Here is a 24,539-nt window from a genome sequence, read left to right as displayed (position 1 = left end):
CGAGGGTGCGTTCGGCACCGGTGGCGGGGGCCACCGGTGCCGAACGGACGGTCAGGCGACCGTGCAGGCGGTGCCGTTGAGCGTGAACGAGGCCGGTCGGCCGGCGTTGCCGGTGTGCTCGGCCTGGAAACCGATGTCGGCCGAGGAGTTCGGCGCGATCGTGCCGTTGTAGGAGACGTTGCGGGCGGTGACCGCTCCGGTCAGCGGGGCGTAGGTGGCGTTCCACCCGCTGGTGATGGTCTGCCCGCCGGGGAGGGTGAACGCCAGCGCCCAGCCGTTGACCGTCGTCGTGCTGGTGTTGGTGACGCTGATGGCGGCGGTGAGACCGTTGCCCCAGGCGTTGACCGTGTACGTGACCCGGCAGCCCGCCGAGGGCGGCGGCGTGGTGGGGGGTGGGGTGGTCGGCGGCGGCGTGGTGGGCGGCGGCGTGGTCGGCGGGGCAGTGGTGGGCGGGGCGGTCGTCGGCGGCGTGGTCGGCGTGTTGCCACCGAGGCTGCCGGGCACCGCCCGCAGGGCGTCGTACCAGGTGGTGGCCATCTTGCGGTAGCCGGTGGCGTTCGGGTGGATGCCGTCGGCCAGGTCGGACATGGTCACCGCGCTCATGTCCACCAGGTGCACCCGCTTGCCGGCGGTGACCTTGCTCTGCACGATCCCGGGGATCGCCGCGTTGTACGTGCGCACCGCCGACTCGGTGCCGGAGCGCGGGATGATGGTGGCGACGAAGACGTCGGCGTTCGGCGCGGTGCTGGTGATCTTGTCGATCAGGGTGGAGAGCCGGGCCGGGGCGCCGGAGGCGTTGTACATGTCGTTGGTGCCGATGTGCAGCAGCACCGTGCGGGGAGTCGTCGCCCGCAGCCAGTTCACCACGTTGGCGTCGACCTGGGCGATGGTCCACCCGGAGTGACCCTCGTGGTCGTGGTCGCCCAGATTGGACGGGCCGTTGAACATCGAGCCGACGAAATCGACCCGGTAGCCGTCGGCGACCATCCGTTGCCACAGCTCGATCCGGTAGCCACCCGGGACGTTGTACCCGTCGGTGATCGAGTCGCCGAGGGGCATCACCCGTACCCCGCCGTTGGACTCGGCGTTCGCGGGGGTGGTCACCACCGATCCGGCGGCGACCATGGCGACGAGGGCGGCGGTGGCCATGCCCAACAGGCGCAGGCCCCGTCGCATGGTGGTCACCCGCGGGCCGGTGGGGGACCGGTCGATGGTGGTGTGGCCGGCGGTGGGGTGGCGGAGGCGGTCGGACGGGGGCGGCCCGGCATTCGGGCAGCTCGTGCTGCTCATGGAAACTCCCTGTGGTGGCGCGCGGTGCGGACGGTGCAGCACGGCGACCGTCCCGGGAAGTCGCCGTCTCGTCCGGCTCGTGGACGAAGGAGGGTGCATCGGCACGTGCCGGCGGTCATCAGGTCGCTGGCGGGGCCGACCCGACAACAGCGTCCCGGCGGGTTCCCACGAGGTGATGGGCGGAAGTGCGCCGCGCGGAACGACCGGGAACCCGGAACTCGTCACCGGTCGTGGACGCCGTGTGTGCCGATGGCCACCGATTCCGAGATGGACGAATCGGTGACCCGCGGCCGGAGCGTGCCCTGCGCTCCCGCCGGATGCACCATATCGTGTTATCGCTAACATGGGCAACATCGGTGCACGACGATGTCCCGGTGAGCTGCCGGGTGGGTGACCCGTGGTGTCGGGCACCGGAGAACGTCACGGGAGGCGGAGCCGGCCGCCGCCTCCGGTCACGACCCCCGTGTGGGCGCGGTGGGCCCGAGCAGCGCGTCGAGCCAGCGCAGCTGCCGCTCGACGTGCCACGCTTCGCCGCCCTCGTGACCGTTGAACGGATAGGTGTGCAGTTCCCGGGCGGGCGCGTCGGCCCGGCCGTTCGCGACGCCGTACTGGTTGTAGGCCGCGAAGCCGGTGCGGGGTGGGCAGACGTTGTCGCGCAGGCCGATGCCGAAGTGGGCGGGCGCGACGGCCCGCCGGGCGAAGGTCACCCCGTCGACATAGGACAGGGTGTGCCGGACGGCCTCCTCGACCTGCCGGTGCACCGCCAGGTACCGGGCGATCTCGCCGTACGGGGAGGCGTCGGTCAGTTCGATCCCGCGCTGGACGTCACAGAGGAACGGCGCGGTGGTCAGCAGTGCCGCGAGGTCACCGACCAGGCCGGCGACCGCCAGGGCGAGCCCGCCTCCCTGGCTGTTGCCGGCCGCGACGACCCGGGCGGCGTCCACCCCGGGCAGCGCGCGGACGGCCTCGACCGCCCGCACCGCGTCGGTGATCAGCCGGCGGTAGTGGTAGTCCTGCGGGGCGAGGATGCCCCAGGTGGCGGGCCACGGGCCGCCGGGTGCCCCGTGCGGGTCCGGGGTGTCACCCGCGCCGTGCAGCCCGGACTGGCCCCGGTTGTCCATCAGCAGGTGCGCGTACCCGGCCACCGGCCAGGTCAGCCGCTCGTGTGGCAGGCCCCGGCCGCGCCCGTAGCCGGCGTACTCGACCACCGTGGGCAGCGGGGCGTCGACCCCCGCCGGGCGGGTGTACCAGGCCCGCACCGGGTCACCGCCGAAGCCGGCGAAGGTGACGTCCCAGGTGTCGACCAGGCGCAGGTCGGTCCGGTGCGGGCGGACGTCGACGAGCACCGGACGGCGGGCGGCGTCGTCGAGGGTGTCGCGCCAGAACGCGTCGAAGTCGACCGGTTCGACGACGGTCGGCGCGTACCGCAGCAGTTCCTCGCTGGGGGTCATGGATTCCTCGCCGGGTCAGTGGTGGGTGGTGGTGGGCGGGGCGGTGCTCTCCCGGACGACCAGCTCGGTCACCAGGTCGATCCGGCTGGTGGACACGTCACCGCCCCGGGCCAGCTCCAGCAGCATCTGGGTGGCGGTGCCGGCCATGTCGCGCAGCGGTTGGTGCACGGTGGTGAGCGGCGGGTCGGTCCAGCCGGCGACCGGCAGGTCGTCGTACCCGATCACCGAGAGATCGTCGGGTACCCGCAGGCCGAGCTGCCGGGCGGCCCGGAGCACGCCGATGGCCTGCAGGTCCGAGCCGGCGAAGATCGCGGTGGGTCGGTCGGGCCCGGTCAGCAGTTCCAGGCCGTGGGTGTGCCCGCCGTCGACGTAGAAGCTGCCGTAGCGCACCAGGTCGGCGTCCACGGTCAGCCCGACCTCGTCGTGGGCGGAGCGGAAGCCGGCGGCACGGGCCTGGCTGCACAGCACGTCGCGCGGCCCTGAGATGACGGCGATCCGTTGGTGCCCCAGCTCCATCAGGTGCCGGGTGGCCAGCAGTCCGCCGTTCCAGTTGTTCGAACCGACGGTCGGCACCGAGGCCGAGGTCGCGCTGTCGGTGTCGAGGACCACGAACGGGATGTGGTGCTCGGCCAGCAGGAGCTGCTGCGGTGGGGTCGGGTGGCAGAGCACGAAGAGCAGGCCGAGGGGCCGCCGGGCGATCAGGGCGTCCAGCCGGCGAGGTGCGGGACGGTGTGCCCCGTCGAGTTGGGAGATGGCGATGCCGAGCCCGGCGGCGGAGGCCACCGCCTCCACCCCGCTCATGATCTCCATCGCCCATCCCGAGTTGAACTCGTGGAAGACCAGATCGATCTGGTCGGTCCCGGGAGCCCGTCGCCGGATGCGGCGGCGGTACCGGTGCCGTTCGAAGCTCTCCTCGACCCGCGCCCGGGTCTCGGCGGCGACGTCCGCACGTCCGTTGAGGACCTTCGAGACGGTCGCCACGGAGACGCCGACCTCTTCGGCGATGGTGGCGATGGTGGCCGAGGCAGGTGGGGTGCGCGGGCGGGACGCGGTCATCGAAGCCTCACCAAGCACTTCCGAAAGTTTCGGAGGACTCTAGCATGTTCGTCCCGAAAGTCGAGACCATCGTCGATGCAAGATTTAGACAGGGGTGAATGTCCATTGCGGGAAGAGCGTTGCCACATATCCCATTTGGGCCCCTTGACACGTCCCGTTGGGGCCCCTAGGTTGCCGAAAAAGGTAACGCGCTGTTTACGAAATTTTCGAGCCGCGCACCGGTGGACCGTGCCGCGCGACCGCGCGGCGCGGGTGGGGAGCGGTCGAAGGTGAGGGGTGTGGCATGAGAAGTCAGGTGCCCGTCGACGACGGCCCGGCACCCCGCGACACCCGGCCCTGGCGAGACCCCCGACGCTCACCGGCGGAGCGGGCCGACGCGCTGGTCCCGCTCATGTCGCTGGAGGAGAAGATCGCCCAGCTCGTCGGGGTCTGGGTCGGCGCGGAAGCGTCCGGCGAGGGGGTCGCCCCGCACCAGTCCGACATGATCGACGGGGACCTGCCGTGGAGCACCATCATCCGGCACGGGCTCGGCCAGCTGACCCGACCGTTCGGCACCGCGCCGGTCGATCCCGTCCTCGGAGCCCGCTCGCTGGCCGCCTCCCAGGCGCAGATCGCCGCCGCGAGCCGGTTCGGTATCCCGGCCCAGGTGCACGAGGAGTGTCTCACCGGCTTCGCCGCCTGGCGGGCCACGGTCTACCCGACCCCGCTGGGCTGGGGCGCCTCCTTCGACCCCGCACTGGTCGAGGAGATGGCCGGCCGGATCGGCCGGTCGATGCGGGCCGCCGGGGTCCACCAGGGACTGGCCCCGGTGCTCGACGTCACCCGGGACTACCGCTGGGGGCGTACCGAGGAGACCATCGGCGAGGACCCCTACCTGGTCGGGACGACCGGCGCGGCGTACGTGCGGGGCCTGGAACGGGCCGGCGTCGTCGCCACCCTCAAGCACTTCGCCGGCTACTCCGTCTCCCGGGGCGGCCGTAACCTCGCCCCGGTCTCGATGGGTCGCCGGGAGTTGGCCGACGTCATCCTGCCGCCGTTCGAGATGGCCCTGCGCCTCGGTGGCGCCCGCTCGGTGATGCACTCGTACGCCGAGATCGACGGATTGCCCGCCGCCGCCGACGAGGGGCTGCTGACCGGGCTGCTGCGTGACGAGTGGGGCTTCACCGGCACGGTCGTCGCGGACTACTTCGCGGTGCGCTTCCTGCAGACCCTGCACGGGGTGGCCGGCGACGCCGCCGACGCCGCGCGGCTCGCCCTGCGCGCCGGCATCGACGTGGAGCTGCCCACCGTGGACACCTTCGGCGACCCGCTGGTGGCGGCGGTCCGGGCCGGCGAGATCGACGAGGCGCTGGTCGACCGCGCACTGCGCCGGGTGCTGATCCAGAAGATCGAACTCGGACTGCTCGACGAGGACTGGCAGGAGCTGCCCGACGACGTGGCGAACCTGCGGCTGGACGACGAGACCAGCCAGGACGTCGCCGTACGGCTGGCCCGGGAGTCCGTGGTGCTGCTGCGCAACGACGGCGTGCTGCCGCTGGCCACCGACGTGCGGGTCGCCCTGGTCGGTCCGGTCGCCGACGACCCGATGGCCCTGCTCGGCTGCTACTCCTTCCCCAACCACGTGGGCGTCCGGCACCCCGAGCACGGGCTCGGCCTGGACCTGCCCTCGTTGCGCGACGAACTCGCCCGGCAGGTCCCGGGGCTCGCGCACGAGCCGGGTTGTGCCATCACCGGCGACGACACCTCGGGCATCCCGGCGGCGGTCGCCGCGGCCGAGCGGGCCGACGTCTGCGTGCTCGCCGTGGGCGACCGCGCGGGCATGTTCGGCCGGGGCACCTCCGGCGAGGGCTGCGACGCACCCGACCTGCGGCTGCCCGGGGTCCAGGCCGAGCTGGTCCGGGCCGTGCTCGGCACCGGCACGCCGGTGGTCCTGGTGCTGATGACGGGCCGGCCCTACGCCCTCGGCGCGGAGTACGACAGCGCCGCCGCCGTCGTCCAGGCGTTCTTCCTCGGCCAGCGCGGCGGGCAGGCGCTCGCCGAGGTGCTCACCGGCGTGGTGAACCCGTCCGGGCGGCTGCCGGTCAGCGTGCCCCGCGACGCCGGTGGTCTGCCGGGCACCTACCTGACGCCGCCGCTGGGCCGGCGCTCCGAGGTGTCCTCGATCGACCCCACCCCGGCGTACCCGTTCGGCCACGGGCTGAGCTACACCACCTTCGAGTGGTCCGACCCGGTGGCGTCGGGCTCCGCCGCGTCCGCCGCGCCGTCGGCCTGGCCGGTCGACGGCGAAGCGACGGTACGGATCACCGTGCGCAACACCGGGCGTCGGGCCGGCACCGAGGTGGTCCAGCTGTACCTGCACGACCCGGTCGCGCAGACCACCAGACCCGTGGTCCGGCTGGTCGGCTACGCCCGGGTGCCGTTGGCGCCCGACGCGGCGGCGCACGTCACCTTCACGGTGCCGGCCGACGTCGCGTCGTTCACCGGGCGCGACGGCCGGCGGATCGTCGAGCCCGGCGACGTCGAACTGCGGTTCGGCCGGTCCAGCGGCGACCTGGTGGCGGCCCTGCCGCTGCGGCTGACCGGCGTCGAGCGGCAGGTCGGCGCCCGACGGCACCTGCTCACGTCGGCGCGGGTCGAGCCCGCCGCGACCGGCCCGCAGGCCGGATAGGAGGCCCAGGATGACATCCGAGACGCTGCGGTCCTCGCCACCGACCCCGGGCGGTGCTCCGGTGAAGTCCGGCCCGGCCTCCCGGCGGCGACGCCGCCACCCCTGGGGACGGGCCCTGCGCCGGGACTGGCAGCTCTACTCGCTGGCCGTCCTGCCGCTGCTGTTCTTCCTGGTCTTCCGATATCTGCCGATGATCGGCAACGTGATCGCGTTCCGCCGGTTCAGCCCCGGCGGCAGCGTCCTGGGTGAGTACTGGGTGGGCCTGCGGTACTTCCGGATGTTTCTCGCCGACCCGACCTTCTGGCAGGTGTTCACCAACACCCTGGTGCTGGGGACGCTGACCCTGCTGCTCTGCTTCCCGCTGCCGATCGTGCTGGCGCTGCTGCTCAACGAGGTCCGCACCCGCAGGCTCAAGCGGTTCGTGCAGTCGGTGTCCTACCTGCCGCACTTCCTGTCCATCGTGATCGTGGCGGCGATGGTGATGCAGCTGCTGTCCATGGACGGCTCGGTCAACCAGCTGGTCCGCGGCCTCGGCGGGGAGGGTGTGCCGTTCCTGCAGCAGCCCGGCTGGTTCCGCGCCATCTACGTCTCCTCGGAGGTCTGGCAGACCGTCGGCTGGGGGACCATCCTCTACCTGGCGGCGTTGACCACTATCGACGAGAATCTCTACGAGGCGGCCCGGATCGACGGGGCGAACCGGTGGCGGCAGACCTGGCACGTCACGCTGCCCGGGATCCGGCCGACGATGGTGACCCTGCTGATCCTCAACATCGGCACCTTCATGGCGGTCGGGTTCGAGAAGATCCTGCTGCTGTACAACCCGTTGACGTATCCGACCGCCGACGTGATCTCCACGTACCTGTTCCGGATGGGTTTCGAGTCCAGCAACTTCAGCTACGCCGCCGCGATCGGCCTGTTCGAGGCGGTGATCGGGCTGATCCTGGTGCTGGGCGCCAACACCATCTCCCGGCGTACCGTGGGGACGAGCCTGTGGTGACCGTGGCGCCCGGGGCGGCCGGCCCGAAGACGCCGGACGCCCCGCGACCCCGGGCCAGGCGGGGCATTCGGCCGACCCGGGGCTACCGGGTGTTCCAGGCGGTCAACGGGGTCGTGCTGACCCTCGTGGTGATCGTGACCCTCTACCCGTTCGTCAACATCGTGGCCCGGTCGCTCAGCGACGAGGCGCCGATCATCGCGGGGAAGGTCAACCTCGTCCCGCAGGGCTTCAACCTCACCGCCTACCGGCTGGTGATGTCCGACCCGATGTTCTGGACGAACTACCGCAACACGGTGGTCTACACCGTCGTCGCCACGGCCATCTCGATCGTGTTGACCACCTGCTACGCGTACGTGTTGTCGAAGCACCAGCTCAAAGGACGCGGGGTGCTCGTCGGGATCGCCGTGTTCACCATGTTCTTCTCCGGCGGGCTGATCCCCAACTACGTGCTCATCACCAGCCTGGGGATGAAGAACAGCATCCTGGCGGTGGTGCTGCCCAATGCGATCAACGTGTTCAACCTGCTGGTGATGAAGGCGTTCTTCGAGAGCCTGCCGGTCGAGTTGGAGGAGGCCGCCGCCGTCGATGGGCTGAGCACGTACGGCACCCTGCTGCGGATCGTGCTGCCGCTGTCGAAGGCGATCATCGCCACGATGCTGCTGTTCTACGCGGTGTCCTTCTGGAACTCCTGGTTCACCGCCTTCCTCTACCTGGACCGGCAGGAGCTGTTCCCGGTCACGGTCTACCTGCGCAACCTCATCGCCGGGGCCACCGGAGCGCAGTCCGCCGGTGGCGTCGCGGAATCCGACGCGGTCCAGGCGGCGGCCACCATCCAGGCGGTGACCATCGTGCTCACCACCCTGCCGATCCTCGCGGTCTACCCCTTCATCCAAAGGTTCTTCGTGTCCGGCGTGATGCTCGGCGCGGTCAAGGGGTAGCCCGCCCGACCGCTCCACCCGCTCCACCCCCACCACACCATCGAAAGGACGAGCCATGTTCCACAGGACGTGGCGCCGCGTGGCGATAGCCGCTGCCGGGCTGCTCACCCTCACCCTCGTCGGGGCCTGCTCCGAGGACGCCCCGGAGGCCAAGGACCTCTCCGGCAACCGGGCCGGCGCGATGGCCGACTTCGGGCTCGACGCGCAGTTCAAGGCGACCGAGCCGCTCTCCTTCTCCATCCTCTACAACAACCATCCGAACTATCCGCTCAAGGACGACTGGCTGTTCTGGTCGGAGCTGACCAAGCGGACCAACGTCAAGCTCGAACCGGTCGCCGTGCCGCTGAGCGACTACGAGCAGAAGCGCAGCCTGCTGATCGGCGCCGGGGACGCCCCGCTGATCATCCCGAAGACCTACCACCCTTCGGAGAACGCCTTCGTCTCCTCCGGCGCGATCCTCCCGGTGAGCGACTACCTGGACCTGATGCCCAACCTCAAGGACAAGATCGCCAAGTGGAACCTCCAGCCGGAGTTCGACACGCTGCGGCAGTCCGACGGCAAGTTCTACCTGCTCCCGGGCCTGCACGAGAAGCCCTGGGCCGAGTACTCGATCGCGGTGCGCACCGACATCCTCCAGCAGCTCAACCTCCAGATCCCCAGGACCTGGGACGAGCTGTACACCGTGCTCAAGGCGATGAAGGCGCGGTACCCCGACTCGTACCCGTACTCGGACCGGTGGAGCAAGCCGAACCCGGGCGGGGAACTGCTGAGCATCGTCGGCGCCGCGCACGGCATCCGGACCGGCTGGAGCTGGGACCCTGCCACCTGGGACCCGGCGGCCAAGAAGTTCGTCTACACCGGCGCCACCGAGCAGTACAAGCAGGTGCTCCAGTACCTCAACAAGCTGGTGGCCGAGAAGCTGCTCGACCCGGAGAGCTTCACCCAGAGCGATGAGCAGGCCCGGCAGAAGCTCGCCAACGGCAAGTCCTTCGTCATCGGCAGCAACGCCCAGAGCCTGGTCAACGACTACCGCCCCGACCTGGCCAAGACCCAGCCGAACGCCAAGCTGACGAAGATCCCGCTGCCGGTCGGCCCGGCTGGCGAGATCAACCCGGCCAGCCGGCTGGAGAACGGCATCATGATCTCCAAGAAGGCACGGGACAGCAAGAACTTCGTGGCCATGATGCAGTTCATCGACTGGCTGTACTACTCCGACGCCGGCGAGGAGTTCGCCAAGTGGGGCGTCGAGGGCACCACCTTCACCAAGGACGCCGCCGGCAAGCGCACCCTGACCCCCGACGTCGACATGATCGGGCTCAACCCCAAGGGCAGCAAGCACCTGCAGAAGGACTTCGGCTTCGGCAACGGGGTGTTCTCGTACGGCGGCAAGCTCGACCTGGTGCAGTCCTTCTTCTCCCCGGAGGAGATGGAGTTCCAGAAGGTGATGAACGCCCGGACGCCGCTGCCGGTGGCCCCGCCGGCCCCGCTCACCGATGAGGAGCGGGAGCAGGTGTCGCTGTGGGAGACCCCGCTGAAGGACCACGTCGTCCAGAACTCGCTGAAGTTCATCCTCGGCCAGCGGCCCCTCACCGAGTGGGACGCCTACCTCGGTGAGCTGAAGGCCAAGAACTCGGACCAGTACATCGGGCTGGTCAACAAGGCGTACGAGCGGTTCCAGAAGGACAACGGCTGACCGGCGTCCGGCCGGGCCCGCCCCGGGCCCGGCCGGACCGGTCATCCGGCGCGGCGACGACCAGAGGACGGACGACGATGCGGATCACCGTTCCCGCCCAACCCGTGGGGCGGCTCACCGACGCCTGGCGTCGCTGCGTCGGCACCGGGCGCTTCGAGCTGGCCCTGCGACGCGACTACCAGGACTCGCTGGCCCTGATCCAGCGGGACATCGGCTTCCGGCACATTCGCGGGCACGGCCTGCTCAGCGACGGTGTGGGCGTCCACCGCCCCTACGAACACCAGGGCGAACGCCGGGTGCACCACTCCTTCACCTACGTCGACCAGGTGGTCGACGCCTACCTCGAGCTGGGTGTCCGGCCCTTCGTGGAGCTGGGTTTCATGCCCTCCGGGCTGGCCTCCGGCGACCAGACGGTGTTCTGGTGGCAGGGCAACGTCACCCCGCCCCGCTGCTGGTCGGAGTGGGCCGACCTGGTCCGGACCACGGTGGCCCACCTGGTCGACAGGTACGGCCTCGACGAGGTGCGCGGCTGGCCGATCGAGGTGTGGAACGAGCCGAACCTGACGGACTTCTGGCAGGGCGCGGACCGGGACGCCTACCACCGCCTGTACGAGGTCTCCGCGCACGCGGTCAAGGAGGTCGACGCCGGGTTGCAGGTCGGTGGCCCGGCGATCTCGCCCGGCGCGGACGAGTGGCTGAAACCCTTCGCCGACTTCGTCACCGCGCACGACGTGCCGGTCGACTTCGTCAGCCGGCACGCCTACACCTCCGGCCCCGCCCAGCACGTGCCCTTCGGCACCCACCAGACCCTGACCCCGGCGTCGGCGCTGCTGGAGCAGTTCGCCGCGCCGCGCCGGCACCTGTACGGCACCGCCCTGGCGGAGCTGCCCGTGCACATCACCGAGTTCAACTCCTCCTACCGGCCGGACAACCCGATCCACGACACGGCGTTCCACGCCGCGTACCTCGCCCCGGTGCTGGCCGCCGGAGGTGACCTGGTCGACTCCTTCTCGTACTGGACGTTCAGCGACATGTTCGAGGAGCAGGGGGTGCCGACCGCGCTGTTCCACGGCGGCTTCGGCCTGCTCACCCACCGCCAGATCAAGAAGCCCACCTACCACCTGTACGCCTTCATGGCCCGGCTCGGCGACGAGGTGCTGGCGCGCGGGGCGGACCACCTGGTCACCCGGCACCCCGACGGCCGGGTCGCCGTCCTGGCCTGGGCCCCGGTGGACGTGACCGGCCACGCGCCGGTGCCCGACCGGCACCCGGTGGCCCTGTCGGTGCCGGTGGGTCCGCCGGATGCCACGTCGGTCTTCCTGCTCCGCTCGTCGGTCAGCGAGGAGGCCGGCAACGCCTGGGCGGCCTGGGGTGAGATGGGTCGGCCCCGATCCCCCCGACCGGGCCAGCTCGACGCGTTGCGGGAGGCCGCCGAGCCGGCCCGCTCCCACCATGCCCTGCCGGTCGCCGCCGGCCGGGTCGCCCTCGACCTCACCCTGACCCGGCACGAGGTCACCCTCGTCGAGCTGACCCCGGTACGCGACGAGACCCCGCCGTGGTGGGACGAGGCCCGACTGCTCGGCGACGTCCCGGAGCGGACCCCACCGGACGACCGGGACGAGCGGTCGTGAGCACCCAGACCTGGCGGGAGTTCGGCGACGGTCCCCTGTCGCGGGCCGCCGCGTCGGTGTACACGCTGCTCGTCGTCGGACTGCTGCTGGCGCTCGCCACCCTGCCCGGACTGGTCCCGTTGCTCCTGCTCGGTCGCGACGCCAGCAACCTGCCGCTGGTCGCGGTCTGCCTGCTCCCGGTCGGTCCGGCGGTCTCCGCCGCCCTGTACGCCCTGCACCATCAGCGCCCCGACCTGACCGACCTGCGGCCCGCCGCCCGGTTCCGGCAGGGCTACCGGGCCAACCTGCCGCAGGTGCTGCGGATCTGGACGCCGTTGCTGCTGTGGCTGACCGTCATCGCGGTCAACCTCACCCACCTCTCCGTCGCGGCCGTCCCGTCCGGCTGGGCGGTGCCGCTGATCGGCGTGGGCGTCGGGGTCGTGCTGGTGGGCGCCAACGCCCTGGTGATCGCCTCGCTGTTCACCTTCCGCACCCGGGACGTGCTCCGCCTGGCGCTGTACTTCCTGGTCCGTACGCCTGCCGTCACCGCCGGCACCATCCTGCTGCTGGCCGCCGCCGTGGCGCTCACCGTGCTCTTCTCCGAGGCGCTGCTGGCGTTGCTGGCGGTGCTGTTCGTCCTGGCATACCTGCGGATCGGCACCCCGATGATCGACCTCGTACGGAAGGACTTCACCGGATGATCCTGCCCATCACCAGCACCGCACCGACGCCGGGGCCCACGGCACGGTGGGCGGACCGATGAACGGCGGGGAACCGGAACCGCATGCCGCCTGGCTGCCACCGGAGGCGTTCCGGGCCCTCGGCGCACGCCGGGTCCTGGTGCACGGCGACGGTCCGCTCGTCGACACGGTCTTCGACGAGGTGGTGTGGGCCTGCGCCGGACACGGCGGGCAGGCATGGCGGACCGGCGTCGGTGCGAAGTCCGGCGACGCACCGGCGACCGGTTCGCCCGCCCCACCCGCGACCGGGTCCGGCCCCGCGGCGGACGACCCGGCGGTGGAGCGCCCCGCGGTGGACGACCCGGTGGTGGAGCGCCCCATGGTGGGCGGCCCCGTCGACCTGGTACTCGCCCTGCGCGGCACGGAACCGGTGCCGCCGGTGGTGCCGGTCGACGCGACGGCGACGCCGGTCGGCGACGACGGGCCGCTCGGCGACGAGGGGTTCCTGTTGGTCCGGGTCGACGACGTCACGGTGGTGCTGGCCGACGCGCCGGCCGGACTGCTCTACGGGCTGTTCGAGCTGGTCCGGCTCGGGGAGGCCGCGTTCACCGGGGACCGCCCGGCGCAGCCGCACCGACCCGCGCTGCGCCGCCGGATGCTCGACCACTGGGACAACGTGGCCGTGCACCCGGTGATGGGGCAGGTGGAGCGGGGCTACGCGGGCGGCTCGATCTTCTGGCGCGACGGCGTTCCCCACGGCGACCGGGACCGGCTGCGGGCGTACGGGCGGCTGCTGGCCTCCTGCGGGATCAACGCGATCTCGGTGAACAACGTCAACGTGGGCGCCGTCGAGGCGCGGCTGTTGACCGACCGCCTCGACGACGTGGCCGAGATCGCCGACCTGCTGCGCCGGTACGGCGTCCGGGTGCACCTGTCGGTGACCTTCGCCGCCCCCGTCGTCCTCGGTGGTTTGCCCACCGCCGACCCCCTCGACGACGGGGTGCGGGACTGGTGGGACGCCACCACCAGACGGGTCTACGCGCGCATTCCCGACTTCGGCGGGTACGTGGTGAAGGCCGACTCGGAGGGGCAGCCCGGACCGTTCACGTACGGGCGGGACCACGCCGACGGGGCGAACCTGCTGGCCGACGCGCTCGCCCCGCACGGGGGAGTGGTGCACTGGCGGGCGTTCGTCTACGACCACCGGCAGGACTGGCGGGACCGGACCACCGACCGGGCCCGCGCCGCGTACGACCACTTCGCCCCGCTCGACGGGCGGTTCGCCGACAACGTGGTCCTCCAGGTCAAGTACGGTCCGGTCGACTTCCAGCCCCGGGAGCCGGTCTCGCCGGTGATCGCGGCCATGCCGGCCACCCGGTTGGCGGTGGAGTTGCAGGTGACCCAGGAGTACACCGGCCAGCAGTGGCATGCCTGTTACCTCGCCCCCTGGTGGAGCGAGGTGCTGGGCTTCCGGCCGTGGGGGCCGCAGGAGCGGACTGTCGCCGACGTCCTGGCGGACGTGCCCGGCCCGGGGCCGGGCCGGGGCGGCGATCTGGTCGCCGTCTCCAACGTGGGTGACGACCCGTTCTGGTGCGGGCACCCGCTGGCCCAGGCCAACCTGTACGCCTTCGGGCGGCTGGCCTGGGATCCGGGGCTGGAGCCGGGCGCGATCCTCGACGAGTGGATCGACCTGACCTTCCCGGCCCCGACGGTCGGTGATCCGGCGCTGGTGCGCGAGACGCTGCACGCGGTGCTGGACGACTCCTGGCGCACCTACGAGCGGTACACCGCCCCGTTGGGCGTCGGCTTCATGGTGAACCCGGCCGGCCACTACGGCCCCGGCGTGGACGGCTACGAGTACAGCAGGTGGGGCACCTACCACTTCGCCGACCGGGACGGCGTCGGCGTGGACCGGACCCGGGCGACCGGCACCGGCTTCGCCGGCCAGTACCCCCCACCCTGGTCCCAGGTGTACGAGTCGCCCGAGCGGTGCCCCGACGAACTGCTGCTCTTCTTCCACCACGTGCCGTACTCCCACGTCCTGCACAGCGGGTCCACGGTCATCCAGCACATCTACGACACCCACTTCGCCGGGGTGCAGGAGGTGGTGGCGATGCGGGACCGGTGGCGAGGGCTCGCCGATGTGATCGACCGGGCCGTGTACGACCGGGTCGCCGAGCGCCTCGAGGAGCAGCTACGCTGCGCGACCGAGTGGCGGGACCAGATCAACACGTACTTCTTCCGCAAGTCCGGGGTGCCCGACGCCCGGGGCCGCCGGATCCACTGACCGCCGCCCCGCCGCCCCGCCGCCCCGCCGCCCCGCCGCCCCGCCGCCCCGCCGCCCCGCCGCCCCGCCGCCCCGCCGCCCCGGCGGGCCGGCGTCGGCGTCACCTGCGGGGTGGCGCGGGCGGCACCCGGCGTGACGTGGCACGATCACGGAGGTGACCAGCAGATCCGTCCCCGAGCAGCAGTTGCGCGACCTGGCCCGGTTGCGCCGGGTCCGCGACCGGATCGACCGGGAGTACGCGCAGCCGCTGGACGTCGAGGCGCTCGCCCGGGGCGCGCACATGTCGGCCGGGCACCTGAGCCGCCAGTTCCGCCGTGCCTACGGCGAGTCGCCGTACGCGTATCTGATGACCCGGCGCATCGAGCGCGCGATGGCGCTGCTGCGCCGGGGTGACCTCAGCGTCACCGACGTCTGTTTCGCGGTGGGCTGCTCATCGCTGGGCACCTTCAGCACCCGCTTCACCGAGCTGGTCGGCGTCCCACCGAGCACCTACCGGGTCCGGGCGGTGCTCGCCCCGGCGGAGCTGCCGCCGTGCCTGACGAAACAGGTGACCAGACCGGTCAGGAATCGAGAAGCGCCGGCCTCGATCCTCACCTAGCGTGACCGGCATGGACATCTCCATTCACACCTGCTTCCTGCCGCACGACGATCCGGACGCCTCGCTGGCCTTCTACCGCGACACCCTCGGCTTCGAGGTCCGCAACGACGTCGGAAAGGGGCGGATGCGTTGGATCACGGTCGGCCCCGTCGGCCAGCCGGACACGTCGATCCTGCTGGCCCCGCCGGCCGCCGACCCGGGTGTCACCGACGAGGAGCGCCGGACCATCGTCGAGATGATGGCCAAGGGCACCTACGGGTGGATCATGCTGGCCACCCACGACCTCGACGCCACCTTCGAGAAGGTGCAGGCCGGCGACGCCGAGGTCGTCCAGGAGCCGATCGAGCAGCCGTACGGGGTGCGCGACTGCGCCTTCCGCGATCCGGCCGGGAACCTGATCCGCATCCAGGAACTGCGCTGACCGGAGTCGGTGCCCGAGGCGGCCCGCCCCGTTCGCGGCTGTGCCACCCGGGTCGGCCCGGCTCACCAGGGGTGGACGGTGCCGTCCTCCAGCCGGTTCACCGGCAGGTACGCCGGGGCGTACGGGTAACGGGCCGCCGCCTCCTCGTCGATGTCCACCCCGAGGCCGGGGGTCTCCGCCGGGTGCAGGTAGCCGTCGGCGTAGTGGTAGCCGTGCGGAAAGACCTCGTCGGTGGCGTCGGTGTGCCGCATGTACTCCTGGAGGCCGAAGTTGGGGATGGCGAGGTCGAGGTGGAGGGCGGCGGCCATGCAGACGGGGGAGAGGTCGGTCGCCCCGTGCGAGCCGCTGCGGACGTGGTGCAGCGCCGCCAGGTCGAAGATGCGGCGCAGGTGGGTGATCCCACCGGCGTGCACCACCGTGGTGCGGATGTAGTCGATGAGCTGTTCCCGGATGAGCTGGGCGGCGTCCCAGATGGTGTTGAAGACCTCGCCGACGGCGACCGGGGTGGTGGTGTGCTGCCGGATCAGCCGGAAGCCCTCCGGCAGCTCGGCGGGGACCGGGTCCTCCATCCAGGTCAGCGCGTAGGGTTCCAGGCTCTTGCCGAGCCGGGCCGCCTCGATCGGGCTGAGCCGGTGGTGCACGTCGTGCAGCAGCCGCAGGGTGGGGCCGAACTCGTCGCGTACCCGGGCGAAGACCGTCGGCACGTGCGCCAGGTAGCGCGGGGTGGACCAGGTCGCCTCGCTGGGCAGGGCCGCGTCGGCCGGTTCGTAGAACAGCTTGTCGGCGCTGACCCCGTAGGTCTTCGGCAGGCCCGGCACGCCGCACTGCACCCGGACCGCCCGGTAGCCGAGGTCGACGTAGCGGGCGACCTCGGCCAGCACCGCCTCCACGGTCTCGCCGTTGGCGTGCCCGTAGACGGTGACCCCGTCGCGGGACCGGCCCCCGAGCAACTGGTAGACCGGTAGGCCGGCGACCTTGCCCTTGATGTCCCACAACGCGGTGTCCACGGCGGCGATCGCGCTCATCGTCACCGGCCCACGCCGCCAGTACGCCCCCTGGTACAGGTACTGCCAGGTGTCCTCGATCCGGGCCGGATCCCGCCCGATCAGCAGCGGCACCACGTGGTCGCGCAGGTACGACGCGACGGCCAGTTCCCGGCCGTTGAGGGTGGCGTCCCCGACTCCGGTGACCCCCTCGTCGGTGACGATCTTCAGGGTGACGAAGTTGCGGCCCGGACAGGTCACGATGACCCGGGCGTCGACGATCCTCACTCGGTCCCCTTCGTGTGGCGACGAAGACCGCGTGGTCCGCCCCGCATGCCCGGCCTGCGGCCCCTCGACGACGGCGCAGGGGCCGGTCGTCGCCCGCCCGGTCCGCCTTCCGGCCCGCGCGACGGTCGCCCCGAAGTCTGAAACCGTCCGCCGAGGTGTGTCAAGAGCCCGCCCGGCCGCACAGATGTGACCGCTCACCTGTGCGGCGCATGGCGGACACTCGATGGCTGGTCGGGGTGGTGGTCGTCAACGCCGTGCCAGAGCCGCTCAGGATGGTTACGGCAGTGTTACCTGAATGCGCCTTGACGGATTCCATGTGAGCGCTAACACTTGCCCCCAACGATCGAACGGAGAACGGCATGGATGCAGGCGCGAAGCCGCAGGACCGGTACGTCGTCGGCGTCGACTACGGCACGCTGTCGGGTCGGGCGCTGGTGGTGCGGGTCGGCGACGGCGCCGAGCTGGGCACGGCGGTGCACGAGTACCGCCACGGCGTGATGGACGGGACGCTCGCCGTCGACGGCCAGACCCTGCCGGCCGACTGGGCGTTGCAGGACCCGGACGACTACCGCGACGTGCTGCGGCACGCGGTGCCCGCGGCGCTGACCGAAAGCGGCGTCGACCCGGCGCAGGTGGTCGCCGTCGGCATCGACTTCACCGCCTGCACCGTGCTGCCCACGCTGGCCGACGGCACCCCGCTGTGCGAGCTGCCCGACCTGCGTACCCGCCCGCACGCCTGGGTGAAGCTGTGGAAGCACCACGCCGCCCAGCCGCAGGCCGACCGGATCAACGCGCTGGCCCACGCCCGGGGCGAGTCCTGGATCGGCCGCTACGGCGGGAAGGTCTCCGCCGAGTGGCAGTACGCCAAGGCGCTGCAACTGCTGGAGGAGGACCCGGAGGTCTACGCCCGCGCCGAGCGTTGGATCGAGGCCGCCGACTGGATCGTCTGGCAGCTCTGCGGCGTCGAGACCCGCAACGTCTGCACCGCCGGCTACAAGGGACTCCTCCAGGACGGTCACTACCCGTCCCCGGCGTACCTGTCCGCGCTGAACCCCGGCTTCGCCGACTTCGTCGCCAAGATCGACGGACCGTTGGCGCAGCTCGGCGCGCGGGCCGGTGGGCTGACCGCGCAGGCCGCCGCCTGGACCGGGCTGCCGGAGGGGATCGCGGTGGCCGTCGGCAACGTCGACGCCCACGTCACCGCCGCCGCCGCGCAGGCCCTGACCCCCGGCCGGCTGGTCGCCATCATGGGCACCTCCACCTGCCACGTGGTCAACGGCACCGAGCGGGCCGAGGTGGCCGGCATGTGCGGAGTGGTCGACGGTGGGATCAGCGCCGGCTCCTGGGGTTACGAGGCCGGCCAGAGCGGCGTCGGTGACATCTTCGGTTGGTACGTGAACCACGCCGCCCCCGCCGGGTACGCCTCCCACGAGGAGCTGACCACCGCCGCCGCCGCGCAGCCCGTCGGCGCGCACGGCCTGGTGGCGCTGGACTGGTGGAACGGAAACCGGTCGCTGCTGGTCAACCATGATCTCAGCGGGGTGCTCGTCGGGCTCACCCTGGCCACCCGGCCGCCGGACGTCTACCGCGCGCTGCTGGAATCCACCGCGTTCGGCACCCGGATGATCATCGAGGCGTTCGCCGAGGCGGGAGTTCCGGTCGACGAGCTGATCGTGGCCGGCGGGCTCACCGGCAACAGCCTGCTGATGCAGATCTACGCCGACGTGACCAAGCGTCCGCTGGGCATCATCGGCTCGGCGCAGGGCCCGGCGCTGGGCTCGGCGATCCACGCGGCGGTCGCGGCCGGCGCGTACCCCGACGTGCCGACCGCCTCGGCGGCGATGGGCCGGGTGGACCGCGAGGTGTACCGGCCCGACCCGGACCGGGCCCGCGCCTACGACGCGCTCTACGCCGAGTACCGCCGCCTGCACGACCACTTCGGCCGGGGTGGCGACGACGTGCTGCTGCGGCTGCGCGCCATCCGTAACGCCGCCCGTCGCCCGGCCGCCGGGCAGCCGGCCGGCGCGACCACCGACCCCCTGGAGGTGCCGGCATGACCCTCGATCTCGACGCCGAGGTGGCCCGGCTGCGCGAGCAGGTGGCGAGCCTGCACGGCGAGCTGGTCCGCTACAACCTGGTGGCCTGGACGGCCGGCAACGTCTCGGCCCGGGTGCCCGGCCAGGAGCTGATGGTCATCAAGCCGAGCGGGGTGTCCTACGACGACCTGCGGGCCGACAACATGATCGTCTGCGACCTGGACGGCGTCGTGGTCGAGGGCGACCTGTCGCCGTCCAGCGACACCGCCGCACACGCCTACGTCTACCGGGCGATGCCCGAGGTCGGCGGGGTGGTGCACACCCACAGCGGCTACGCCACCGCCTGGGCCGCCCGGGGCGAGGCGATCCCGTGCCACCTCACCGCCCAGGCCGACGAGTTCGGCGGCGAGATCCCGGTCGGTCCGTTCGCGCTCATCGGCGGCGACGACATCGGCAAGGGCATCGTGGCGACCCTGTCCGGGCACCGCTCGCCCGCGGTGCTGATGCGCAACCACGGCGTCTTCACCATCGGCCGGGACGCCCGCGCGGCGGTGAAGGCCGCCGTGATGTGCGAGGACGTGGCCCGTACCGCACATCTGACCCGGGCCCTCGGTACCCCCGTGCCGATGGCCCAGGCGGATATCGACTCGCTCTACGACCGCTACCAGAACGTCTACGGGCAGCCGGGGCCGTAACCCCGTCCTCGCCCGTCCTCGCCACCGGCCCGCCCCGGCGGTTCGGTCGATCCACCGCAACCCGATGCACCACCCCTGGAACGGCCGATCCGCTCGGCGTGCCGTGCCGGCCGTTCCGCAAGCAGCACCATCCCCCACCTCATCCCCGTACAAGGAGTCTTCACATGGCGAAGACCGGTCCTACCCTCACCCGGCGTGGCCTCGGCGCGATGCTCGCCGTCGGCCTGCTGGCCGGCGGACTCGCCGGCTGCGGCAACAGCGACACCGGCGGCGACAGCGACACCGGCGGCGACAGCAAGAAGCTCGTCCTGGGCTTCTCGCAGGTCGGCGCGGAGAGCGGCTGGCGCACGGCGAACACCAACTCGATCAAGGAAGCCGCCACCGCGGCCGGCTACGATCTGAAGTTCGACGACGCGCAGGGCAAGCAGGAGAACCAGATCAAGGCGATCCGCAACTTCATCCAGCAGAAGGTGGACGTGATCGCCTTCTCGCCGGTGGTGGAGTCGGGTTGGGACACCGTGCTCAAGGAGGCCAAGGACGCCAAGATCCCGGTGATCCTGACCGACCGGGCCGTCGACTCGGCCGACAAGACCCTCTACAAGACCTTCATCGGCTCGGACTTCGTCAAGGAGGGCAAGCTCGCCGGTGAGTGGCTGGTCAAGGAGAAGCAGTCCGCGACCGGCCCGGTGAACATCGTCGAGCTCCAGGGCACCACCGGCGCGGCGCCGGCCAACGACCGCAAGAAGGGCTTCGCCGAGGCGATCGCCGCCAACCCCAACCTGAAGATCGTCGCCTCGCAGAGCGGTGACTTCACCCGGGCCGGCGGCAAGCAGGTCATGGAGCAGTTCCTCAGGGCCAACCCGAAGATCGACGTGCTCTTCGCGCACAACGACGACATGGGCCTGGGCGCGCTGGAGGCGATCACCGCGGCGGGCAAGGTGCCCGGCAAGGACATCACCATCATCACCGTCGACGCGGTCAAGGACGGCATGCAGGCGCTGGCGGACGGGAAGTTCAACTTCATCGCCGAGTGCAGCCCGCTGCTCGGCCCGCAGCTGATGGACCTGGCCAAGAAGGTCAAGGCCGGTGAGACGGTGCCGACCCGGGTCGAGACCGAGGAGACCACCTTCACCCAGGAGCAGGCGAAGGCCGCGCTGCCGAACCGGAAGTACTGATCCGACCGGAGGCCGCCGCGTTCGGTGCGGCGGCCTCCGCTTCCGAGGAAAGGTTCGGTGGGATGTCGCAGAGGCATCCGGTCCTGACGATGACCGCGATCAGCAAGATCTTCCCCGGGGTCCGCGCCCTCGACGGCGTCGACTTCCGGCTCTTCCCCGGTGAGGTGCACGCCCTGATGGGCGAGAATGGCGCCGGCAAGTCCACCCTCATCAAGGTGTTGACCGGCGTCTACGGCACCGACTCCGGCACCATCACCCTCGACGGTGCCCCGGTCTCCTTCGCCGGCCCCATGCAGGCCACCGCCGCCGGGGTGAGCACCGTCTACCAGGAGGTCAACCTCCTGCCCAACCTGTCGGTGGCGGAGAACATCTACATTGGCCGGGAGCCGCGCCGCCTCGGTGCGGTCAACTGGCGCGAGATGCGCCGCCGGGCGCAGGAGCTGCTGGCCCGCATCGACCTGCACATCGACGTCACCGAGCTGCTGGGCAGCTACTCGCTGGCCGTACAGCAGATGGTGGCGATCGCCCGCGCGGTGGACATCAAGGCCCGGGTGCTGATCCTCGACGAGCCCACCTCCAGCCTGGACGCCGACGAGGTGGCCCAGCTGATGCGGATCATGCGGCAACTCCGCGACGACGGTATCGCGATCATCTTCGTCACCCACTTCCTCGACCAGGTGTACGCCATCGCCGACCGGATCACCGTGCTGCGCAACGGCCGCCTCGTCGGCGAGTACGCGACCAGCGAGCTGCCGCAGATCGCGCTGGTGGAGAAGATGATCGGCAAGGAGCTGGACGCCCTGGAACGCCTCGACGAGGCCACCAGCGGCGACCGGGCGGCCCTCGAGGCGGGCACCCCCGTGGTGGCGGCCGACGGGCTCGGCCGGTCCGGCTCCGTGGCGCCGTTCAGCCTCACCATCCACCAGGGGGAGGTGGTCGGCCTGGCCGGGCTGCTCGGCTCGGGACGTACCGAGGTGGCCCGGTTGTTCTTCGGCGCGGACCGCGCCGACCAGGGCCGGCTCGCCGTGGACGGCACCCCGGTGACGATCCGTAACCCGGTGGCCGCCATCGACCGGGACATCGCGTTCTGCTCCGAGAACCGCCGCACCGAGGGCCTGGTCGGCGAGCTGTCGGTGCGGGAGAACATCATCCTGGCCATGCAGGCGGCCCGGGGCTGGCTGCGGCCGGTGGCCCGACGCCGGCAGGACGAGCTGGTCCAGCACTGGATCAAGGCGCTGAGCATCCGGCCGGCCGACCCGGAGATGCCGGTGCGCAACCTCTCCGGCGGCAACCAGCAGAAGGTGCTGCTGGCCCGCTGGCTGATCACCGAGCCCCGGCTGTTGATCCTGGACGAGCCGACCCGGGGCATCGACATCGGTGCCAAGACCGAGATCCAGCGCCTGGTGGCGCAGCTCTCCGACGGCGGGATGGCGGTGCTGTTCATTTCTGCCGAGCTGGAGGAGGTGCTCCGGCTCAGCCACAAGGTCGCGGTGATGCGCGACCGGCGGCTGGTCAGCGAGCTCACCAACGACGACACCCTCGACGCGGCCCGCATCATGCAGGCCATCGCCAGCGGCAGCTCGCAGGAAGGGACGGTGCCGGCATGAGCACCGCACGGGTCCGCCTCGCGGGCGTCACCGGTCACCGGCTCTTCTGGCCGCTGGTCGTGCTGGTGCTGCTGCTGGTGGCGAACGTCATCTACCGGCCGAGCTTCCTGTCGGTCGAGTTGAAGAACGGTCACCTCTACGGCAGCCTCGTCGACATCGTCCGGCTCAGCGCCCCGCTGATCCTGGTCGCCCTGGGGATGTCCCTGGTGATCGCCACCGGCGGCATCGACCTCTCGGTGGGTGCGGTGGCCGCGGTCAGCGGCGCGGTGGCCTGCCTCTACATCAGCGAGCAGCCCGACCAGAACAGCCTGGCCGTGGTGCTCACCGCGGTGGCGATCGCGTTCGGGGTCGCCCTGCTGCTCGGCGTGTGGAACGGCATCCTGGTCGCCGGGATCGGCATCCAACCGATCATCGCCACGCTGATCCTCATGGTGGCCGGCCGGGGACTGGCTCAGTTGATCGCCAAAGGGCAGATCATCACCATCAACAGCGAGCCCTACAAGGTGATCGGGGTGGGGCACCTGCTGACCCTGCCGTTCGCGATCATCATCGCCCTGGCGGTGACCCTGCTGGTGGCGGTGCTGACCCGACGCACCGCGCTCGGCATGATCATCGAGGCGGTCGGCGGCAACGCCGAGGCCAGCCGGCTGGCCGGCATCCGCTCCCGCCGGATCACCTTCCTGGTGTACGTGGTGAGCGCCGCCTGCGCGGCGATCGCCGGGTTCATGATGACGGCGAACGTCTCCAGCGCCGACGGCAACGCGGTCGGGCTCTGGGTCGAGCTGGACGCCATCCTGGCCGTGGTCATCGGTGGCACCGCGCTGGCCGGCGGTCGGTTCTACCTCGGTGGCAGCGTGATCGGCGCGCTGCTCATCCAGACCCTGACCACCTCGGTGTACGCCATGAACATCGACCCGCAGACGGCGCTGCTGTTCAAGGCGGTCGTGGTGATCGTGGTCTGCCTCATCCAGGCCCCGGCCTTCCGGGCGCGGTTCCGCCGTCGGCGCAGCGTGCCGGTGACTCCGGTGGAGCCGGTCGGTACAGAGAAGGAGCAGGTTCCGGCATGACCACGACCCCGTTGGCCGCCCCTGCGGGACGTGCCTGGTGGCGGGTGCCACCCCGGCACGTGCCGGTGCTGGCCACCCTCGCCCTGCTGCTGGTGATGTACGCCATCGGCGTCTCCCAATACCGCGCGTTCTCCAACATCCAGGTCGTCTTCAACGTCTTCATCGACAACGGCTTCCTGTTGGTCGTCGCGGTCGGGATGACCTTCGTGATCCTCACCGGCGGCATCGACCTGTCGGTCGGGTCGGTGGTGGCGATGACCGCGATGGTGTCGGCCTCGCTGCTGGGCGACGGCCTGCACCCCGCCCTGGTGCTGCTGATCGCGTTGCTGATCGGCCCGACCCTCGGCTTCGCCATGGGCTGCGTGATCCACTTCTTCGACATCCAACCGTTCATCGTCACCCTGGCCGGGATGTTCTTCGCCCGGGGCATGTGCACCTGGATCAGCACCACCTCGATCCCGATCACCGACGGCTTCTGGACCACCGCCGCCCAGCACCGGATCCATCTCGGTGAGAACTTCGTCTCGATCAGCGTGCTGATCGCCCTCGCGGTGCTGGCGATCGGGGCGGCCGTGCTGGCGTACACCCGGCTGGGCCGCAACGTGTACGCCATCGGCGGCAACCAGCAGTCCGCGCTGCTGATGGGCCTGCCGGTGGCGCGTACGAAGATCGCGGTCTACACCATCAGCGGGCTCTGCTCGGCGATCGGCGGGATCCTGCTCTCCTTCTACACCCTGTCGGGGGCCCCGCTGATCGCGGTGGGCATGGAGCTGGACGTGATCGCGGCGGTCGTCATCGGTGGCACCCTGCTCACCGGCGGGTCCGGTTACGTCTTCGGCACCCTGCTCGGGGTGCTGGTGCTCGGTGTCATCCAGACGCTGATCACCTTCGACGGCACCCTCAACTCCTGGTGGACCAAGATCGTCATTGGTGGCCTGCTGTTCGTGTTCATCCTGCTCCAGCGCCTCATCGGCATCCGTACCAAGTGACCCTCGCCAG

General features: G+C 71.2%; 19 protein-coding genes. 15 read left to right on the top strand and 4 right to left on the bottom strand.

All coding sequences use genetic code 11. From position 1 onward, the window contains the following. Positions 1 to 51: 51 nt before the first annotated feature. The 3 genes from ACIG87_RS07780 to ACIG87_RS07770 all read right to left on the bottom strand — a co-directional run bounded on the left by ACIG87_RS07780 (position 52) and on the right by ACIG87_RS07770 (position 3,797). Positions 52 to 1,149 carry a cellulose binding domain-containing protein gene (locus ACIG87_RS07780; protein ID WP_396849267.1) on the bottom strand — a complete coding sequence of 366 codons (1,098 nt, stop codon included), beginning with the start codon at positions 1,147 to 1,149 and terminating at the stop codon, positions 52 to 54. Between the two features lie 593 nt (positions 1,150 to 1,742). Continuing rightward, positions 1,743 to 2,741: an acetylxylan esterase gene (locus ACIG87_RS07775; protein ID WP_396849157.1), complete on the bottom strand. Its 999-nt coding sequence runs from the start codon at positions 2,739 to 2,741 to the stop codon at positions 1,743 to 1,745. A gap of 15 nt (positions 2,742 to 2,756) precedes the next feature. After that, positions 2,757 to 3,797 (bottom strand): LacI family DNA-binding transcriptional regulator, encoded by a 1,041-nt coding sequence (locus ACIG87_RS07770; RefSeq protein ID WP_396849155.1) that lies wholly within the window; start codon positions 3,795 to 3,797, stop codon positions 2,757 to 2,759. Positions 3,798 to 4,080: 283 nt separating this feature from the next. Here ACIG87_RS07770 and ACIG87_RS07765 point away from each other — a divergent pair, with 283 nt between their 5' ends. From ACIG87_RS07765 to ACIG87_RS07725, 9 genes are all read left to right on the top strand, one after another. Then, positions 4,081 to 6,465 carry a glycoside hydrolase family 3 N-terminal domain-containing protein gene (locus ACIG87_RS07765; protein WP_396849153.1) on the top strand — a complete coding sequence of 795 codons (2,385 nt, stop codon included), beginning with the start codon at positions 4,081 to 4,083 and terminating at the stop codon, positions 6,463 to 6,465. A gap of 10 nt (positions 6,466 to 6,475) precedes the next feature. Beyond that, positions 6,476 to 7,462 carry an ABC transporter permease gene (locus ACIG87_RS07760; protein ID WP_396849151.1) on the top strand — a complete coding sequence of 329 codons (987 nt, stop codon included), beginning with the start codon at positions 6,476 to 6,478 and terminating at the stop codon, positions 7,460 to 7,462. Continuing rightward, positions 7,459 to 8,400 carry a carbohydrate ABC transporter permease gene (locus ACIG87_RS07755; protein WP_396849149.1) on the top strand — a complete coding sequence of 314 codons (942 nt, stop codon included), beginning with the start codon at positions 7,459 to 7,461 and terminating at the stop codon, positions 8,398 to 8,400. Before ACIG87_RS07760 ends, ACIG87_RS07755 begins: the two co-directional genes overlap by 4 nt. Before the next feature lie 55 nt (positions 8,401 to 8,455). Beyond that, a complete protein-coding gene (locus tag ACIG87_RS07750) occupies positions 8,456 to 10,093 on the top strand; it encodes an extracellular solute-binding protein (RefSeq protein ID WP_396849147.1) in 1,638 nt (545 codons plus the stop codon). A gap of 77 nt (positions 10,094 to 10,170) precedes the next feature. Beyond that, on the top strand, positions 10,171 to 11,724 hold the full coding sequence (locus ACIG87_RS07745) for a xylan 1,4-beta-xylosidase (RefSeq protein WP_396849145.1): 1,554 nt from the start codon (positions 10,171 to 10,173) through the stop codon (positions 11,722 to 11,724). Beyond that, positions 11,721 to 12,404 (top strand): hypothetical protein, encoded by a 684-nt coding sequence (locus ACIG87_RS07740; protein WP_396849143.1) that lies wholly within the window; start codon positions 11,721 to 11,723, stop codon positions 12,402 to 12,404. The genes ACIG87_RS07745 and ACIG87_RS07740 overlap by 4 nt, the downstream gene beginning before the upstream one ends. A 58-nt stretch (positions 12,405 to 12,462) precedes the next feature. After that, entirely contained in the window at positions 12,463 to 14,670 is a 2,208-nt protein-coding gene (locus ACIG87_RS07735) for an alpha-glucuronidase (protein ID WP_396849141.1), read from the top strand. Between the two features lie 145 nt (positions 14,671 to 14,815). Further along, the gene (locus tag ACIG87_RS07730; RefSeq protein WP_396849265.1) at positions 14,816 to 15,268 is read left to right on the top strand and encodes a helix-turn-helix transcriptional regulator; all 453 of its coding nucleotides are present in this window, start codon (positions 14,816 to 14,818) and stop codon (positions 15,266 to 15,268) included. A gap of 10 nt (positions 15,269 to 15,278) precedes the next feature. Beyond that, positions 15,279 to 15,689 (top strand): VOC family protein, encoded by a 411-nt coding sequence (locus ACIG87_RS07725; RefSeq protein ID WP_396849139.1) that lies wholly within the window; start codon positions 15,279 to 15,281, stop codon positions 15,687 to 15,689. A gap of 62 nt (positions 15,690 to 15,751) precedes the next feature. Here the strand turns inward: ACIG87_RS07725 and manD are convergent, their stop codons facing one another. Next, positions 15,752 to 16,960, bottom strand: a complete 1,209-nt coding sequence (gene manD / locus ACIG87_RS07720) for a D-mannonate dehydratase ManD (protein WP_396849137.1) — start codon at positions 16,958 to 16,960, stop codon at positions 15,752 to 15,754. A 359-nt stretch (positions 16,961 to 17,319) separates the two neighbouring features. Between manD and araB the strand changes: the two genes are divergently transcribed. From araB to yjfF, 6 genes are all read left to right on the top strand, one after another. Next, entirely contained in the window at positions 17,320 to 19,017 is a 1,698-nt protein-coding gene (gene araB / locus ACIG87_RS07715; protein WP_396849135.1) for a ribulokinase, read from the top strand. Beyond that, positions 19,014 to 19,691, top strand: coding sequence for an L-ribulose-5-phosphate 4-epimerase (locus tag ACIG87_RS07710; RefSeq protein ID WP_396849133.1), 678 nt, complete (start codon positions 19,014 to 19,016; stop codon positions 19,689 to 19,691). Before araB ends, ACIG87_RS07710 begins: the two co-directional genes overlap by 4 nt. Positions 19,692 to 19,855: 164 nt before the next feature. Next, entirely contained in the window at positions 19,856 to 20,866 is a 1,011-nt protein-coding gene (locus tag ACIG87_RS07705; protein WP_396849131.1) for an ABC transporter substrate-binding protein, read from the top strand. 62 nt (positions 20,867 to 20,928) lie between these two features. Then, on the top strand, positions 20,929 to 22,473 hold the full coding sequence (locus ACIG87_RS07700; protein ID WP_396849129.1) for a sugar ABC transporter ATP-binding protein: 1,545 nt from the start codon (positions 20,929 to 20,931) through the stop codon (positions 22,471 to 22,473). Continuing rightward, positions 22,470 to 23,540, top strand: a complete 1,071-nt coding sequence (locus ACIG87_RS07695) for an ABC transporter permease (protein WP_396849127.1) — start codon at positions 22,470 to 22,472, stop codon at positions 23,538 to 23,540. Before ACIG87_RS07700 ends, ACIG87_RS07695 begins: the two co-directional genes overlap by 4 nt. After that, complete coding sequence (gene yjfF, locus ACIG87_RS07690; protein ID WP_396849125.1) at positions 23,537 to 24,529, top strand: galactofuranose ABC transporter, permease protein YjfF; 993 nt, start codon at positions 23,537 to 23,539, stop codon at positions 24,527 to 24,529. Before ACIG87_RS07695 ends, yjfF begins: the two co-directional genes overlap by 4 nt. Positions 24,530 to 24,539: the final 10 nt, after the last annotated feature.

Source organism: Micromonospora sp. NPDC051925, assembly GCF_044548625.1.
In the GTDB taxonomy this organism is placed as follows: domain Bacteria; phylum Actinomycetota; class Actinomycetes; order Mycobacteriales; family Micromonosporaceae; genus Micromonospora.
Note: the sequence above shows the minus strand (reverse complement) of the source record. Positions and strands in the feature narration are given on the sequence as shown.